The organism is Gordonibacter sp. Marseille-P4307, from assembly GCF_900604965.1.
Taxonomy (GTDB): Bacteria; Actinomycetota; Coriobacteriia; order Coriobacteriales; family Eggerthellaceae; genus Berryella.
Map to the genome: position 1 here is coordinate 1,166,439 of NZ_UWPD01000001.1, position 16,624 is coordinate 1,183,062.

14 protein-coding genes are annotated in these 16,624 nt (G+C 61.9%); 12 read left to right on the forward strand and 2 right to left on the reverse strand.

Going from position 1 to position 16,624, the window contains the following annotated elements:
- The first annotated feature begins 139 nt into the window (after window positions 1-139).
- The 5 genes from EIH26_RS05285 to EIH26_RS05305 all read left to right on the forward strand — a co-directional run bounded on the left by EIH26_RS05285 (window position 140) and on the right by EIH26_RS05305 (window position 4,214).
- The gene (locus tag EIH26_RS05285) at window positions 140-805 is read left to right on the forward strand and encodes a zinc metallopeptidase (RefSeq protein ID WP_124061210.1); all 666 of its coding nucleotides are present in this window, start codon (window positions 140-142) and stop codon (window positions 803-805) included.
- A 2-nt stretch (window positions 806-807) separates the two neighbouring features.
- Window positions 808-2,118 carry an exodeoxyribonuclease VII large subunit gene (xseA, locus tag EIH26_RS05290; RefSeq protein ID WP_241152770.1) on the forward strand — a complete coding sequence of 437 codons (1,311 nt, stop codon included), beginning with the start codon at window positions 808-810 and terminating at the stop codon, window positions 2,116-2,118.
- A 46-nt stretch (window positions 2,119-2,164) separates the two neighbouring features.
- Window positions 2,165-2,416, forward strand: a complete 252-nt coding sequence (xseB, locus tag EIH26_RS05295) for an exodeoxyribonuclease VII small subunit (RefSeq protein WP_206424678.1) — start codon at window positions 2,165-2,167, stop codon at window positions 2,414-2,416.
- Window positions 2,417-2,480: 64 nt separating this feature from the next.
- A complete protein-coding gene (locus tag EIH26_RS05300) occupies window positions 2,481-2,831 on the forward strand; it encodes a histidine triad nucleotide-binding protein (protein ID WP_124061211.1) in 351 nt (116 codons plus the stop codon).
- A 159-nt stretch (window positions 2,832-2,990) separates the two neighbouring features.
- Entirely contained in the window at window positions 2,991-4,214 is a 1,224-nt protein-coding gene (locus EIH26_RS05305) for an acetate/propionate family kinase (protein WP_124061212.1), read from the forward strand.
- Between the two features lie 99 nt (window positions 4,215-4,313).
- On the opposite strand, the gene pta is transcribed toward EIH26_RS05305, so the two are convergent.
- Window positions 4,314-5,309 (reverse strand): phosphate acetyltransferase, encoded by a 996-nt coding sequence (gene pta, locus EIH26_RS05310; RefSeq protein ID WP_124061213.1) that lies wholly within the window; start codon window positions 5,307-5,309, stop codon window positions 4,314-4,316.
- A gap of 197 nt (window positions 5,310-5,506) precedes the next feature.
- Between pta and EIH26_RS05315 the strand changes: the two genes are divergently transcribed.
- From EIH26_RS05315 to dinB, 4 genes are all read left to right on the forward strand, one after another.
- Window positions 5,507-6,538 carry a glycosyltransferase family A protein gene (locus EIH26_RS05315; protein ID WP_124061214.1) on the forward strand — a complete coding sequence of 344 codons (1,032 nt, stop codon included), beginning with the start codon at window positions 5,507-5,509 and terminating at the stop codon, window positions 6,536-6,538.
- A 109-nt stretch (window positions 6,539-6,647) separates the two neighbouring features.
- The gene (locus EIH26_RS05320) at window positions 6,648-6,989 is read left to right on the forward strand and encodes a metal-sensing transcriptional repressor (protein ID WP_241152771.1); all 342 of its coding nucleotides are present in this window, start codon (window positions 6,648-6,650) and stop codon (window positions 6,987-6,989) included.
- Window positions 6,990-7,003: 14 nt separating this feature from the next.
- Window positions 7,004-9,559, forward strand: coding sequence for a heavy metal translocating P-type ATPase (locus EIH26_RS05325; protein WP_124061215.1), 2,556 nt, complete (start codon window positions 7,004-7,006; stop codon window positions 9,557-9,559).
- A 28-nt stretch (window positions 9,560-9,587) separates the two neighbouring features.
- Window positions 9,588-10,994 carry a DNA polymerase IV gene (gene dinB / locus EIH26_RS05330; protein WP_241152772.1) on the forward strand — a complete coding sequence of 469 codons (1,407 nt, stop codon included), beginning with the start codon at window positions 9,588-9,590 and terminating at the stop codon, window positions 10,992-10,994.
- A 53-nt stretch (window positions 10,995-11,047) separates the two neighbouring features.
- On the opposite strand, the gene EIH26_RS05335 is transcribed toward dinB, so the two are convergent.
- Window positions 11,048-11,923: a DegV family protein gene (locus EIH26_RS05335; protein ID WP_124061216.1), complete on the reverse strand. Its 876-nt coding sequence runs from the start codon at window positions 11,921-11,923 to the stop codon at window positions 11,048-11,050.
- Window positions 11,924-12,097: 174 nt separating this feature from the next.
- On the opposite strand from EIH26_RS05335, the gene ileS reads away from it, so the two are divergent.
- From ileS to EIH26_RS05350, 3 genes are read left to right on the forward strand one after another with little or no spacing between them, the layout of a single operon-like run.
- The gene (gene ileS, locus EIH26_RS05340; RefSeq protein ID WP_124061217.1) at window positions 12,098-14,953 is read left to right on the forward strand and encodes an isoleucine--tRNA ligase; all 2,856 of its coding nucleotides are present in this window, start codon (window positions 12,098-12,100) and stop codon (window positions 14,951-14,953) included.
- A 13-nt stretch (window positions 14,954-14,966) separates the two neighbouring features.
- Window positions 14,967-15,521: a signal peptidase II gene (gene lspA, locus EIH26_RS05345; protein WP_241152773.1), complete on the forward strand. Its 555-nt coding sequence runs from the start codon at window positions 14,967-14,969 to the stop codon at window positions 15,519-15,521.
- A 9-nt stretch (window positions 15,522-15,530) separates the two neighbouring features.
- A complete protein-coding gene (locus EIH26_RS05350; RefSeq protein ID WP_124061218.1) occupies window positions 15,531-16,595 on the forward strand; it encodes an RluA family pseudouridine synthase in 1,065 nt (354 codons plus the stop codon).
- Window positions 16,596-16,624 lie beyond the last annotated feature (29 nt).

Below are 16,624 nucleotides of genomic sequence, written 5' to 3' on the forward strand. Positions count from 1 at the left end.
GCCTCGAAGGTTTCTTGAGTTTCCGTATCGGAGCGATAACGAAGACCCGTCGTGACGAGCGCGCGCCCGAGGGAGGGTTGCCCGTTTCGCTATAATCGACGGCAGCGACGCGCGCATGCGTCATCGAGAAAGGACCGTTATGTTTTCCACGAGCTACCTGCTGCTCATCGCCGCGACGATCGCCATCGGCGCCGGAGCGACGTTCTATGTGAACAACCGACTGAAGCGCTATTCCAGCGTTCCCGTCACCAATGGCCTGACCGGGGCCGATGCGGCGCGCGGGATGCTTGCTTACTACGGCATCCAGGGCGTCAACGTGTATCGCGGCGGCGAGGGCCAGGACTTTTTCGACCCCCGTTCCAATTCCATCAGCCTGTCTCCCGACGTCTACGACGGGCGGTCGGTAACGGCCACGGCAACCGCCTGCCACGAATGCGGGCACGCTTATCAGTATGCGCAGGACTATACGCCCATGAAGGTGCGTACGGCTATCGTTCCGGCGGTGAATGCCGCTTCGAACGCCTGGGTGTTCCTGCTTATGATCGGCATCGCGCTCAACGTCGCCGGTTTCGTGAACCTCGCTATCGTCATGTACGCGGTTGTGGTTCTGTTCAGCCTGATCACTCTGCCGGTCGAGCTCGACGCCTCGCGTCGGGCCATGGTCTACATGGGATCGGTGAATCTCCCCGAGATCGAACGTAAAGGCTCGTTCGATGTTCTGCGCGCTTGCGCCCTTACCTATGTCGCCGCCGCGCTCACCTCCATCCTTCAGCTGGTGTGGCTGCTGAGCCAGAGAAGCGAGTAGCCGTGAGCGGCTTGCATTCCGCCGACGCCCCCTCTTCCGACGCCCTCGGTGTTTCGGAGGCGATGGGGCTGGCTAAGACTGCGCTTGAATCCTTCACGGTGAAGATCGTGGGCGAGGTGTCGGAGGTTTCGGTCAAACCCGGCTACAAGGCCGCCTATTTCACCATCAAGGATTCCAAGTCTGCGCTTCCCTGCATGATGTGGAACAACCGCTATGCCGCGTCGGGCGTGCGATTGCAGGTGGGTATGCTGGTCGAAGTGGTGGGCCGCTTCACGTTGTACGTGGCGAAGGGGCGCATGAACTTCGACGTGTCCCATATCCAGGCGGCGGGACAGGGGGATTTGAGGATCCGCGTTGCCAACCTTGCGCGCAAGCTGGAGGCCGAGGGTTTGATGGCCCGCGAGCGCAAGCGCCCCATCCCCAAGTACCCCGAACGTATCGGCGTGGTCACCTCGCCGCGCGGGGCGGCCGTTCACGACGTTATGCGGACGCTGCGCCGACGGTTTCCCATTGCCGATGTGCTGGTCGCCGGCGTGCCGGTCGAGGGAGAGCGCGCTGCTTCTTACATCATCCAGGGGATTGGGGCGGTGGCGTCCGCGGGGGCCGAGGTGGTGCTGGTCGTGCGCGGCGGCGGATCGTACGAAGACCTTATGCCGTTCAACGACGAACAGCTCGCCCGCGCCATCGCTTCGTGTCCGGTTCCCATCGTGACGGGCATCGGGCACGAACCGGACAACTCCATCGCCGACATGGTGTCGGATTTCCGCGCTTCCACCCCCACGGCGGCGGCCGAGACGGTCAGTCCGTCGGGGGAATACCTTAAGAATGCGTTCGACATCAGGTCAAAGGCGCTTTCAGACCGTGTTTCCTCGCGCATCGAGTTCGCGGCGGCGCACCTCGCGCGCGTGGAGACGCGTCCGGTGTTCTTGGATTCCATGCAGTTGTTCGCCGGAGATGCGCTTTCCATCGATCACTTCGAGAACCGTCTGCGCATCGGGTTGGGGAAGGTCGCATCCCGCAGCGAGCGCGAGGTCGAGGTTGCAGAAAACGCGATTTTTCGCCAGGGCGGAAACCTGCTCGATCGTCGGGAGCGCGAGGTTGCGCTTGCGGCCGCCCGCTTGAACGATCTGTCCCCGCTGAGCGTTATCGCACGCGGATATTCGATAACCAGGAACGCTGCAGGATCGATCGTTCGATCGATAGCCCAGGTCGAGCCGGGAGAGCGGTTGGAGGTGTCCGTTTCGGACGGTATCGTCGAGTGCGAGACCGTCGGGATTGCGGGCAGCGACGCCCGTAAAGCAGCTGTCGGCTGAGGCGTCGTTTTGCCGGCGCTTCGCATCATCGTTGGAAGGAATCGAAATGTCCCAGGATATGAAGCCCATCGAAGAGCTTTCGTTTCGAGAGGCCATGGCCGAACTCGATTCGATCGTGGGCCTGCTGGAAAGCAACACGCTCGAGCTTGAAGAGAGCCTGGTGAGCTACGAGCGCGGGGTGGCGCTGCTGCGCTCTCTCAAGGGTCGTCTGGGCGAGGCCCAGCAGAAAGTCGAGGTGCTGATGGGCGAGCTGAGCGGAGACAAGGACGACGAGGTTCGCGATACGACGCTCTCGTAGCCGCGTCCCGTTTGCGCTCGTTGTAGAATAACGGGAACGGCCGAGGCGAGACGAAAGGCGAGTCATGCACAGAGACGACTGCTTGTTCTGCAAGATCATCAGGGGGGAGATACCCTCCTCCAAGGTGTACGAGGACGAATACGTGTATGCGTTCGACGATGTGAGCCCTCAGATGCCCGTGCACACCCTCATCGTTCCCAAGAACCACTACGACAGCATCGCCGACGGCGTTCCGGCTGACGAGCTGGGACACCTGTTCGCCGCCGTCGAGAAGGTGGCCGACATCAAGGGCGTGCGCGAAGACGGGTTCCGCACGCTTGTCAACACCGGGGCCCATGCGGGCCAGACGGTGTTCCATCTGCATGTTCACGTGTTGGGTGGGGCTCCGATGAACAGCGGGGACCCGTCTTTGTAACGCCCTTCGCCACCTGCTTGATCTTACCGGGCCGCCTTCGTGCATTGCGCGAGGGCGGCCCTGCCGCTTGCCGAATCGTGTGTGCGGCTTTGGTGAAACGACATGCACCCCTTTAAACTGGTTACCACGGTATTCGCCGAGGAAAACAAGGGGGCATCCTTGAACGTTCTCGTTATCAACGCAGGCTCGTCATCGCTGAAATACCAGTTGATCAACGTTGAGACTCAGCGGGTCTTGGCGAAGGGGCTCTGCGAGCGCGTGGGCACCGACGAGGCTAGCCACAAGCACGGCATCGACGACAACGAGAAGGTTATCTCCGAGCCTATGGCCGATCACGATGCGGCTATGAACATCGTGCTGAACACCCTCGTCGAGGGCGATAACGCTCCCCTCGGTTCGCTTTCCGAGATCAATGCGGTCGGGCATCGCGTGGTTCAGGGCGGCAAGTACTTCGACAGTTCGGTGGTCATCGACGACGACGTCATCCAGAAGATCGACGAGCTGGCCGAGCTCGCTCCGCTTCACAACAAGGCCGCCCTTATGGGCATCCGGGCCTGCCGCCACCATATTCCCGGGGTTCCCATGGTTGCCGTGTTCGATACGTCGTTCTACCAGACGCTTGCCGAGCGCACCTATATGTACCCCATTCCCTACGAGCTGTCGCAGAAGTACTCCATTCGAAAATACGGTGCGCACGGGACGTCGCACCGCTACATTGCCGAACGGGCTGCGGCGGTGCTTGACGAGCCTCTGTCCGATCTGAAGCTCATCACCTGCCATTTGGGGAACGGCTGTTCGGTGACGGCTATCGACCACGGTATCGCGGTCGATACGTCTATGGGTCTGACTCCTCTGGACGGCTTGATGATGGGGACGCGCTCGGGAGCGATCGATCCTGCGATCGTAACCTTCCTCATGTCTCACGAAGGCCTTTCGCCTGCCGATATGGACGATGTCCTGAACAAGAAATCGGGTCTTTTGGGCGTGTCGGGCATCAGCAACGATCTGCGTTCGGTGCGCTCCGCATCGGAGGCGGGCGATCCTCGCGCGATCTTGGCCTACGAGATGTACGCCCAATCGGTGAAGAAGCACATCGGGCAGTACATCGCCGTTATGGGAGGCGTGGATGCCATCGTGCTTGCCGGCGGCGTGGGGGAGAACTGCGACAAGATGCGCCGTCTCATATTCGCCGGTTTGCAGCCGCTCGGCATCGTGCTGGATGAGGCGCGCAACCGTGAGCGCGGCTACGAGCGCGAGATATCCACCGATTCGTCGCCGGTGCGCATCATCATCATTCCCGCCGACGAGGAGTACATGATCGCGCGCGATACCTACAACCTGGTCCACGAGAAGCGCGCCGTCTCCTTCTCGATTCCCCGGTAGTCCGCTTCGCGTCTCCCGAACGTTTTTGCGGAGTTAACGAGAAGGGGGTGGGGATCCCAGGATCCCCACCCCCTTCCTTTTACCTGTCGCCGCTTGCTGTTACGCAGAACGGTTCTGGCACTGAACGCAGGTTATGGCCACGACGCCGTAGATGTCCTCTGCGCTGCATCCGCGTGACAGGTCGTTCACCGGCGAGGCGATACCCTGGGTGATCGGGCCGTAAGCTTCGGCGCGTGCGAGGCGCTGGACCAGTTTGTACCCGATGTTTCCAGCGTCGAGATCGGGGAAGACAAGACAGTTCGCCCGTCCGGCAACGGGCGATCCGGGGGCCTTAGACGATCCTACGGCTTCGATGATGGCGGCATCGAGCTGCAGCTCCCCATCGATCTTCACGTCGGGCGCAAGCCCTTTTGCGATCGCGACGGCTTCTGCCACCTTAGCGGAATCGTCGTTTTTCGCCGAGCCGTACGTGCTGTGGGACAGCAGCGCAACGACGGGCTCGATTCCCATCAGCGCTTCCCACGACTTTGCGGAGCTCACCGCTATGTTCGCAAGGCCCTCTGCGCTGGGCTGCACTTCCAATCCGCAGTCGGAGAACAGAAACGTTCCGTCGGAGCCCAGGTCGCAGTCGGGTACGTTCATGATGAAAAACGAGCTGACCAGCTTCGCTCCGGGCGCGGTTCGAAGGATCTGGAGGCTTGGGCGCAGCACGTCTCCGGTGGAATGGCACGCACCGGCCACCATGCCGTCGGCGATGCCCGCCTTCACCATCATGACGCCGAGGTACAGGGGATCCTTGATTTTCTCGGCGGCCTGTTCGGATGTCATGCCCTTGGCTTTGCGCAACTCGAAGAGCTGCCGGGCAAGCGATTCTGCTTCGGGGTAGGTGGCAGGATCGATCAGATCGGCACCCTCGAGGTTTCTGCCTGATCCGCCAAGCGCAGCGGCGTCTCCCAAAACGATGAGGTTCGCCACGCCGTCGGCGAGGATGCGCTCGGCGGCTTCAAGTGTGCGCGGATCCTCTCCTTCGGGCAGCACGATGGTCTGTTTGGCGGTGCGCGCCTGCGCTACCATGCGGTCGAGGAAGCGGGACATGGAAACCCCTTTCAAGATCGATCGTGCAAGGCGGCGTTTCGACTGCGAATGCTATCCGTGCCGTACGCGCCTGCTCTGTACGCTTTATATGGTAGCCCGTTGTCGGGGCGTTTACCCGTTAGAATAGATAACGAGCGCGCATGCGGCGGTTTGCGGCTGAGCGCCCGTTTCCATCTGACTTCCGAAGGGGCCCGTTCGTGAAAACGATTTCTTTTGCGCTGCCGTGCTACAACTCGGCTGAATACATGGATAAGTGCGTCGAATCGATCCTCGCGTTTTGCGACGATCGCGAGGATATCGAGATCCTTATCGTGAACGATGGTTCGACCAAGGACGACACCAGGCAGAAGGCCGACGAATGGCAAACGCGCCATCCGCAGATCATCCGCGCTATCCATAAGGAGAACGGAGGCCATGGCTCGGCGGTCAACACGGGAATCTCCCACGCCCGGGGCTTCTACTACAAGGTGGTCGATTCCGACGATTGGCTGGACGAGGCGTCCATGCGCACCATCATGCCGTACCTGCGCGAGCAGGTTGCCCGCGCCGAGAACGCCACCGACATGGTGGTTGCGAACTACGTTTACGAGAAGGTCTTCGAGGGCAAGCATACGGTTATGGACTACGCGAACGTGTTTCCCGAGGGACGCGAGTTCGGCTGGGACGAGGTGGGGCGCTTCAAGTCAAGTCAGTACCTGCTCATGCACTCGGTCATCTACCGTACGCAGATGCTGCGCGATATCGAACTCGTCCTTCCCGAGCACTGCTTTTACGTGGACAACATCTTCGTGTACGTGCCGTTGCCCCATGTGCACAGCATTCGCTACTTCAACGTGGACATGTACCGGTACTTCATCGGTCGAGAAGGTCAGAGCGTGAACGAGGATGTGATGAAGAGCCGGATCGATCAGCATCTGCGCGTGACGCGCCTGATGGTCGATCAGGTGGACATCGATCGCGTGGACTCGCCTCGTCTGAGCGCCTATCTTGATAGCTATCTGGCGATGATGATGTGCATCTGCGCCGTGTTCCTGCGCATGATCGACACGCCCGAATCAAACGGCAAGCTTGCCGATACGTGGGGGTATCTGAAGGAGAGGCGTCCCAAGGTATACGGGCGCCTTCGCAGAAACCCGCTGAACATCGGAATGAACCTTCCCGGAAGTCTGGGCAGGGGCATCGGGCTGGGAGGGTACCGACTGGCCCGCAAGGTGTTCAAGTTCAACTAGTCCATGCACCCCGACGGTTCGGCACGCGGAGGATTTCGAATCCCCGCTGCTTGACCTTCATACCCTCTGGGGGTATGTTGTAGCCATTCGAATCCGAATGGAGGGCGTTATGGAAGAATCGATGGGGAGCCGCACCGAAGCGCATGCGGCGGACGTCTGCCCGTGCCGTCTGAAGGCCACCCCGCGGGAAGAAGCGTTCGTGGCCGATCTCAACAAGCGCCTGAACCGCACGATAGGCCAGCTGAACGGCGTGAAGAACATGCTTGACGAGAACCGCTACTGCGGGGATGTGCTGATCCAGCTTGCCGCTGCGGAAAGCGCGGTTCGCAGCGTATCCGAGAAGATTCTCAAGAACCATATGGAAACCTGCGTCGTCGAGCAGATCCAGCAGGGTCGCACCGAGGTGGTCGACGAAGTGCTGGGGCTCATGCGGCGCTTTTCCCGGTCGTAGGCAGGGTGATCAGCATGAAGCAGACCTTCGATGTGATGGGGATGACGTGCGCGGCCTGCTCTGCCCGCGTCGATAAGGCGGTGCGCGGCGTTTCGGGTGTGCGCGACGTTTCGGTCAACCTTTTGAAGAACAGCATGAATGTCGAGTTCGACGGCTCTCCCGAAGTGGCCCGCGCGATTTCGACCGCAGTCGAGAAGGCGGGCTACGGGGCGCGTCTGCGCGGGTCGGAGTCGAAACCCGGCGCGTCGGGAGGGATGCAGGGAGCTTCTCGGCGTTCGGCGGCGGAAGAAGAGCGCGCGGTTCTTCGTCGCCTGATCGTGTCCATCGTCTTCACCGTTCCGTTATTCTACCTCGCCATGGGCCATATGCTGGCTTGGCCGCTGCCTCAGGCGCTCAGTTCCCGCGAAGCGGTTGGAACGCTTGCGCTTTGCCAGTTCATCTTGCTGATCCCCGTGTTTTTCGCGAACCTGAGGTTCTTTCGCGTCGGATTCGGGTCGCTGGTGCGCGGCGCTCCCAACATGGATTCGCTCATCGCGCTCGGGTCGGGCGCTTCGACCGTGTACGGCGTGTATGCGCTGTTCCAGATCCAGTACCATCTAGGTCTCGGTCACCTCGACATGGCGCATGCGGCAGGAATGGATCTGTATTTCGAATCGGCCGCTATGATTCTCACGCTCATTACGCTGGGGAAGTACTTCGAGGCCCGTGCGAAGCTGCGTACCACCGACGCCCTGTCGTCTCTGGTCGATCTTGCGCCCAAGACGGCCGAGCGCGTGGGTCTCGACGGATCGTTCGAGCGCGTTGCGATCGAACGGGTGCGCGTGGGTGATCGGTTGGCGATCAGAGCGGGCGCATCGGTTCCGGTCGATGGATCGATCGTCGAAGGAGCCGTGGCGATCGACGAGTCGGCCATTACGGGGGAGTCCGTTCCGGTCGAGAAGGTTTCGGGCGACGCCGTCATCGGTGCGACGGTGTGCGCAAGCGGATATGCCGTCATGCAGGCCGAGCGCGTGGGAGACGAGACCGCTTTGGCGGAGATCGTCAGGCTGGTTGACGAAGCCACCGGTACCAAGGCTCCCATCGAGCAGTTTGCCGACAGGGTAAGCGGCGTTTTCGTTCCCGTGGTCATCTCGATCTCGCTCATCACGTTTGCCGTCTGGGCGCTCGTTGCGGACGCCGGCTTCCAGACGGCTCTCGTCCACGCGATTACCGTGCTTGTCATCTCGTGCCCGTGCGCGCTGGGCCTTGCGACGCCCACAGCGGTGATGGTGGGCACCGGGCGCGGTGCGCGCAACGGGATCTTGGTCAAGTCGGCCGAAGCGCTGCAAAACGCCCACGATGTGTCGGTGGTGGTGCTTGACAAGACGGGCACGGTCACGTCGGGCGCTCCCTCGGTTGTCGCCCTCGATACGGCAGAAGGGGTCTCCGACACCGACCTCGTTTCCCTTGCGGCGGGGCTCGAGGCGCGCTCCGAACATCCCCTCGGCCGCGCGATTTGCGCGTATGCCGAACGCATCGGCGTCGAGGGGGTCTCTGTCGAGGGGTTCTGCCAGATTCCGGTGCGAGGACTTGTCGGAGACGTTGCGGGAGAGCGCGTGTGCGGCGGCAACCTGCAGCTTATGGAAGAAGAGGGCGTCGATACCGGCGCGCTTGCAATCCCAGCGCATCAGCGAGCCGACGAGGGCGCCACACCGCTGTTCTTCTCTCGGTCGGGCGCGCTTGTCGGTGTCGTCTCGGTTGCGGACACGGTGAAGCCGTCCAGCGCCGATGCCGTTGCCGAACTTGGGTCGATGGGCATAAGGACCATAATGCTGACGGGCGACAACGAGCGCACTGCCGCGGCCGTTCAGAGGATCGCCGGCGTCGACGAGGTGGTGGCCGACGCGAGCCCGGCCGATAAAGAGGCGCTCGTCGCGCGTCTGTCTCAGGCGGGCAAGGTGGCGATGGTGGGAGACGGCATCAACGACGCCCCTGCGCTGACGCGCGCCAATGTGGGCATCGCCATCGGCGCCGGAACCGATATCGCCATCGAGAGCGCCGATATCGTGCTCATGCGCAGCGATCTGCTCGATGTTCCCGCATCGATCGATCTGTCCCGCGCCACGATGCGCAACGTCAAGCAGAATCTGTTCTGGGCGCTTGCCTACAATGCGGTGTGCATACCGGTTGCGGCGGGCGTCCTTTCGGGCATCGGAGTGACGCTCAACCCCATGATCGCGGCGGCGGCCATGAGCCTTTCATCGGTGAGCGTGGTGTCCAACGCGCTACGTCTGCGTCGATGGAAACCTGGTCGGCGCGTCGTAAAAGCCGAGACGGAACGCCCTGCGAATGAGGCGGGGCATCGGGAAAAGGAGTTTGCAATGGAAAAGACGCTTAAGATCGAGGGTATGATGTGCATGCACTGCGTATCTCACGTGAAAAAGGCCCTCGAAGGTGTGCCGGGGGCGGAGTCGGTCGATGTGGATCTTGAGGCCGGCACCGCGACGGTGCGCGCATCCGCTGCAGCGACGGACGATATTCTAACCGCTGCGGTTGTGGATGCCGGATACGAAGTAACCGAGATCCGATAGGTTGTCTTTGCAACGCAGAAGGGGGATCGTGGGGGATCGTCGCAACAACGGTGGTGCGGGTGGGCAGAGCTCTTTTCCCAAGTCCGATCTGTATCCTTGGGGGGATGCCCGTGCCGTGCTCCTTGTCGATCTGGACGCGTTCTTCGCTTCGGTCGAGCAGCTCGATCATCCTGCTTGGAGGGGAAAGCCCGTCATCGTGGGTGGAAGCCCCGACAGGAGGGGGGTGGTTTCCACCTGTTCGTACGAGGCGCGCGCGTTTGGGGTGCGCAGCGCCATGCCCTCGTCGCAGGCGGCGGTTCTGTGCCCTCGGGCTATCTGGACCGAAGGCCGCTTTCATCGCTACCGCGAAGTTTCCAACCAGGTCATGGGCATTCTCTTCGATGAAACTCCCCATGTGCGGCAGGTGAGCATCGACGAGGCGTTTCTCGACGTGACGCCCGGTCGCGGGTTCGAAGAGCATCCGGTCGAGGTGGCTTCGCGCATACAGCGGCGCGTTCGAGACCTGGGGGTAAGCTGTTCGATCGGGGTTGCGGCCTCGAAGTCCATCGCCAAGATTGCCTCCGATTTCGACAAGCCCTGCGGCCTGACCGTGGTCTATCCGGGTTCCGAGCGCGCGTTCGTGGAAGGGATGCCGGTAAGGAAGCTCAGCGGCATCGGTGCATCCGCCGAGCGGAAACTCAAGTCGATTGGCATAGAGACCCTGGGTGATCTCATGGACGCCGACGATGTGCGCATCGAGCGTCTGTTCGGCAAGGTGGGGCGTACGATGCTCGATCGTGCGCGCGGTGTCGAGATGGGAAGGACCGATCCCGACGACGAGGTGAAATCGGTTTCGAGCGAAACGACGTTCGGGATGGATGCGTCCACTCGGGAAGAGGTGCTGGCCGCCGTGAGCTCGATGGCGGCGAAGGTGGGCCGTCGGTTACGCCGCAAGGGGTTGAAAGGGCGCACGCTGACCTTGAAGATGCGCTTTGCAGATCGAGGGGTGCACTCCGTCCAGCGCCGGCTGCCGGAACCGACCGACAGCGAGTTCGCGTTCGATCGCGCGCTCGCATCGATGCTTGCGGAGCTCTGGCGCGAAGGCACGAGCGTGCGGCTGGTCGGGGTGGCCGTTACCGGGTTCGACGAGCGTCCGATTCAGCAGTCCCTCTTCGATGCCGGGTCGTTTTCGGCGTCGAGCGCACGCGGCGGCTCGGCGACACCGGTGGTAGACGACCGGTTCGCAAGCGCGCCCCGCGCTACTGCGGCCCAGCATACGGTTGGGCTGACGGACGCCCAAAAGGCGCGCGACGCGCGCAAGACCGACGAGCTGCTCTGCGCCACCGATCGGGTGCGTGATCGTTTCGGGGAAGACGCTCTGCTTTACGGCAAGGAGATACGAACGCGCGGAAACACCACGGGATCAAGTTCTAAGAATCCTGCAGATTATAAATAGAAAATAGTTTTGTTTAATTAAATCAAAACTATTAATCAATAGATAAAAATTTACTATTTTCGACCCGTTGCCAAGAAGAAGAGCGCCAGCGTTCCAGGACCCGAATGAGCGCCGATCACCGGATCGATGTAGTTGATGACGATGTCGATGCCCTTCCAGCGTTCGCGGATGAGGGCGGCCAGCGCCTCGGCGTCTTCCAGGCAGTCGCCGTGGGTGATGAACACGGTTTGCTCCTCAACGGGCGCAAGCGCGGTTTCCTCCATATGCCTGAAGAGCCCCTGGATGGACTTCTTCCTGCCACGCGTCTTTTCGAGGGGTATCAGACGCCCTTCGTCGTCAACGTGCATGACGGGTTTGATGTTCAGCATGGTGCCCGCCCATGCGCTGGTGCGCGATACGCGCCCGCCGCGGAAGAGGAACATGAGGTCGTCGACGGTGAACCAGTGCGCCAGGTGCAGCTTGCTGTCTTCCACCCAGTCGCGCACCTCTTCGATGGAGGCGCCCTTGCTTGCCATGAGGGCGGCTTTGTACACCAAAAGCCCCTCTCCGCCCGAAGCGGCCAGCGTGTCGACGTAGAGAACCTTGCGTTCGGGGTATTCCCGTGCAAGCTGGTCGAGCAGTAGGGCGGTTGCCTGGAAGGTGCCGGACAGTGCCGAGGAGAACCCGAGGTACAGCAGGTCGCTTCCCCTGTCGAGGATGGCGCGCAGGGTCTCTTCTGACGCGGACAGGATGGGAAGCGAGGTGCTGATGGTCTTTCCCGCGCGCATCATGGTGTAGAAGCGCTTCAGATCTGATTTCTCGCCTTTGAGGTAGCTTTGGTGGGCGACGCCGTCGATGGTGAACTGCAGGGGCAGCACATGGATGCCGAACCGGTCGATCACGTCGTCGACGAGGTTGCTGCTTGTATCGGTGACCAGCTCGAAATTCATAGGCCTCCATCCCTTCGCCTGAGATAACGGACGAGCCGTTGCGGTATGGTTTTCCGAAATTCTACGGGTTGTGCGAAATGCACGTTGCCCATCGCATTATCGCATATACTGGACGGGTTTATTGCATCGCGCGCAGCCGCGCGATGCCGAGGATAACGCAGGAGGGGTCATCAGGTGGCGAATACGTACAAGGCAACGATGAACCTGCCCCAAACCGATTTCTCGATGAAGGCGAACCTGGCTCATAACGAGCCCAAGCGCCTTTTGAAATGGGAGCAGGAGCATATCTACGAGACGGTTCTGGAGAAGAACAAGGATGGCGAGCCGTTCATTCTCCACGACGGCCCTCCGTATGCGAACGGCCCCATTCATATCGGACACGCCTTCAACAAGATCCTCAAAGACTTCGTGCTGAAGAGCCGCGCCCAGCGCGGCTACTACACGCCCTACATCCCCGGTTGGGACTGCCACGGCCAGCCCATCGAGCACATGGTGGAAACCACCCTCGGCCCCGAGAAGATGGCCGCCATCGACCAGCCTACGCTGCGCCGCCTGTGCCGCGAATGGGCCGAGAAGTACGTGTACATCCAGCGCGAGGGTTTCAAGCGCCTCGGCGTCAACGCCGACTGGGAGCACCCCTACCTCACGTTCCAGCCGAACTTCGAGTCGGGCAACGTCGAAATCTTCAAGGAAATGTACCTGAACGGCTCGGTGTATCGCGGTCGCAAGCCCATCCACTGGTGCAAGCGCTGCCACACCGCCTTGGCCGAGGCCGAGATCGAGTACTCAGACGAGACGTCGCCGTCCCTGTTCGTTCGCTTCGAGATGACCTCCATGCCCGAGCGGTTTGCCGAAGTCGGCGCCGAGGGCACGGCCTGGGTTCTCATTTGGACTACGACGGCGTGGACGCTTCCCGCCAACGCCGCGGTGTGCCTTGCTCCCGAGGCCGATTACGTGATGGTCGTGGCCGACGGAAAGAACCATCTGATGGCCGAAGCGCTGGTCGAGCGCATTGCCGAGGTGGTGGGCTGGCAGGAGTGGTCGGTGATATCGGATGCCGCCGGCGATCCGGTTCGCTACAAGGGGACCGAGCTTGCGGGCCTCTCCTACGTGTGCCCCGTGCGCAAGGACCGTACCGGCACGTTTATCTACGGCGACCATGTCACGTTGGAGGACGGAACCGGCGTCGTGCACACCGCTCCCGGCCACGGCCAGGAAGACTATTTGGTGGCGCTGAAGTTTGGCGTGCCTCTGTACATGCCGGTTGACGACGACGGCAGGCTTACCGACGAGGCGGGCGAGCGGTTCGCGGGCATGGACACCGACGAGGTGGCCGACGAGATGATCGCGTATCTCACCGAGGAGGGCGCGCTGGTTGCGGCCAAGGAGATCACGCACAGCTATCCGCATTGCTGGCGCTGCCATCAGCCGGTCATCTTCCGCGCGACCGATCAGTGGTTCGTTTCGATGGATCGAAACGACCTGCGCGCGAACGCGCTCGACGCCATCGACAACCAGGTTCGATGGGTTCCCGACTGGGCCAAGAACCGCATCGGCTCCATGGTGGCCGACCGCCCCGACTGGTGCATTTCGCGCCAGCGCTCATGGGGCGTTCCCATTCCCGTGTTCAAGTGCGCGAAGTGCGGCGAGACCGTGGCCACGGCCGAAACCTTCGATGCGATTATCGATCTGTTTGAGCGAGAGGGCGCCGATGCCTGGTTCACGCGCGATCCTCGAGAGTACCTGCCGGCCGGCACGCATTGCGCGCACTGCGGATGCGACGAGCTTGTGCCCGAGAAAGACATCTTGGATGTGTGGTGGGAGTCCGGCGTGTCCCACGCCAGCGTTTTGAAGCACCGTGCAAGCGAGGGGCTGCGCTGGCCAGCCGACCTGTACCTCGAGGGTTCCGACCAGCATCGCGGCTGGTTCCAGTCGTCGCTGCTCACGTCGGTGGGGGCGTTCGGAACCGCGCCCTACCGCGCGGTCATGCACTGCGGGTTCACGGTCGATGCCAACGGCGAGAAGATGTCGAAGTCGAAGGGAAACGGCATCGATCCCGCCGAAGTCACGAGCAAGTACGGCGCCGATATCCTGCGCCTTTGGGTGTCGAGCGTCGATTACTCCCAGGATGTGCGCATCTCCGACGACATCCTGGCCCAGGTTTCCGGAACGTATCGCCGCTTCCGCAACACCCTGCGCTTTATCTTGGGCAGCCTGTCGGATTTCGACTTCGAAAAGAATGCCGTCGCCTCGTGGGACGATCTCACCCCGGTCGATCAGTGGATGATGGTGCGCACGCGCGAACTGCTCCGTGCGGTCGAGGCGGCCTACGATGAATACCGCTTCCACAACGTGTACCGCCTCATCTACGATTTCGTGGTGGGCGATCTGTCGGCCATCTACATGGAGACCTCGAAGGACCGCCTGTACTCCGAGGCCCCCGATTCCCCCTTGCGTCGAAGCGCCCAGACCGTTCTCATGAACGTTCTGGAAGTTATGGTGCGGATCCTTGCGCCCGTCCTCACGTTCACGACCGACGAGGTGTGGGAGAGCTACCCCGAGGCCGAGCGCGCACGCGAAGGACGTCCGTCCAACGTCCAGTTGGCCGGCTGGCCCGAGGAAAGCGGTTTCGTGCCGGCCGTCCCCGAAGCGCGCGCCGCCGAGGTCGCCGGTCGTTTCGACGTCGTGCTCGACGTGCGCGCCGCTGTGATGAAGCAGCTCGAAGACGCGCGCACGTCCCAGCTGGTGACCAAGAGCCAAGAGGCCGCGGTGTCCATCACGGCGCCTGCCGAGGTGTTCGCGGTGCTGAAGGGCTTCGATCCGGCAGTGTTCGAGGAGCTGTTCGTGGTGTCCTCGGTTTCCCTCTCGCAAGGTGACGATCTGACTGTCGAAGTGAGCCTTGCGGCAGGGGAGAAGTGCCCGCGCTGCTGGAACTACCGTACGTTGGGCGGAAACGAGCGTCACCCGCATGTGTGCGAACGGTGCGCAGAGGTGCTTGACCAGCTCGGGTTTGAAGAGGAAACAGAATAGATCGGACGTTTTCTTGCGCGAATTTCTCGATAGACGCGGTGCGGGAGCGGCGACCCCCGACGGTTCGCCCTCTCGTTGCGGCTTGAAGGCCGTTGCGTTCGTCTGCATGGGTATCATGTGGGTGCTCGTCGACCTGTATACGAAAAGCCTGTTTGCCGACGTTAAGGTGGGACAGCTGGTTGCGGGCCCGTTTGCGGGCATCTTCGATATCCGTCTCGTTCACAACAGGGGTGCTGCCTGGGGAATGCTGGCCGATTCGACGTTCGCTTTGGGAGTGTTCTCCGCGGTGATGTGCGGCGCGGCGTTCGTGTACTTCCTCTTTACGGTGAAGCGCGCGTCATGGCTCGAGACCATCGGGCTTGCGCTGATCGTGGGCGGCGGCGTCGGCAATGCGATCGATCGGTTCATCCAGGGCTACGTGGTCGATTTCATCGAGGCGACGTTCATCGATTTTCCGGTGTTCAATGTTGCCGATATCGGTGTCACCTGCGGCATCGTGTTGTTTATGTTGGGTGTTTTGATGTCGGGCGCGCATATCGAGGACTCAGCGGCCGAGAAAGCCGAGTAAGGGGAAACCATGGCCGCATCACGCGTGTACATCGTCGCTTCGGGCGAGGAGGGAACAAGGCTCGACGTCCTGCTGGCGGACAGGGGGCTGTTCTCGAGCCGTTCCGCGGCTGTTCGGGCCATCGAGGCGGGAAGCGTTTTGGTGAAAGGCCGACCTGCGGCCAAGAAACTTGCGGTCAAAGCGGGGGATCCGATCGTCTACACGGTCGAGGAAGTGCTTGCGCAAGAGTCCGCCCCGATGCGCGGGGAAGACATCGACCTGGATATTCGCTTCGAGGACGACCATCTTATCGTGCTGTCGAAGCAGGTAGGGCTTGTGTGCCATCCCTCGGACGATCACCGCGACGGAACGCTCGTGCATGCGCTCGTGCACCACTGCGGCGATCAGAACCTGTGCAATGTCCAGGGGGACAGCGATCGTCGGGGCATCGTGCATCGGTTGGACATGGATACCAGCGGGCTGATGCTGGCCGCCAAGACCGATGCGGCGGGCGAGGCGCTTATGCGGGCTATTCAGGATCGCGTGGTCGATCGGCACTACCTTGCGCTGGTGCACGGCATCATTGCTCACGATACGGGTATGATCGATGCCCCCATCGCTCGTTCGGCCAAGGATCGGAAGCGCATGGCGGTGCGCGACGTCCCTTCGGCGCGCGACGCCATCACCACCTTCCATGTTCTCGAGCGCTTCGAAGCGGCGCGCTTCGACGACGGATACACGCTCATCGATTGCAAGCTGTTTACCGGGCGCACTCATCAGATCCGCGTGCATATGGAGTACACGCGCCATCCGTTGGTGGGCGAGCCGGCTTACACGTCGGGCATGCCGAAGAAGGGCGATCCGAACCTGGGGCTCAGACGACAGTTCCTCCACTCCTTCAAACTGGCGCTCGACCATCCCGCAACGGGAGAGCGCCTTGAATTTGCCGACAACGTGCCGCGTGATCTGCAGGAGGCCCTTGACGGGTTGGCTGATCGCAGCATGGGCCGTACGGCGGCGGGCACAGAGGCGTTCGAGCTTTTGGCGCGTTCGCCAAGGCCCAGCGTCGAGGGGGTTCCGTTGTCGGAATCCTAGCGGGTGTAATCCCGCGCTCGATCGAGCAC

Excerpts from the sequence above, each read along its gene's own strand:
- EIH26_RS05285 (WP_124061210.1), top strand. The coding sequence starts at position 140 with ATGTTTTCCACGAGCTACCTGCTGCTCATCGCCGCGACGATCGCCATC.
- xseB (WP_206424678.1), top strand. The coding sequence starts at position 2,165 with ATGTCCCAGGATATGAAGCCCATCGAAGAGCTTTCGTTTCGAGAGGCC.
- EIH26_RS05300 (WP_124061211.1), top strand. The coding sequence starts at position 2,481 with ATGCACAGAGACGACTGCTTGTTCTGCAAGATCATCAGGGGGGAGATA.
- pta (WP_124061213.1), bottom strand. The coding sequence starts at position 5,309 with ATGTCCCGCTTCCTCGACCGCATGGTAGCGCAGGCGCGCACCGCCAAA.
- EIH26_RS05320 (WP_241152771.1), top strand. The coding sequence starts at position 6,648 with ATGGAAGAATCGATGGGGAGCCGCACCGAAGCGCATGCGGCGGACGTC.
- EIH26_RS05325 (WP_124061215.1), top strand. The coding sequence starts at position 7,004 with ATGAAGCAGACCTTCGATGTGATGGGGATGACGTGCGCGGCCTGCTCT.
- EIH26_RS05335 (WP_124061216.1), bottom strand. The coding sequence starts at position 11,923 with ATGAATTTCGAGCTGGTCACCGATACAAGCAGCAACCTCGTCGACGAC.
- EIH26_RS05350 (WP_124061218.1), top strand. The coding sequence starts at position 15,531 with ATGGCCGCATCACGCGTGTACATCGTCGCTTCGGGCGAGGAGGGAACA.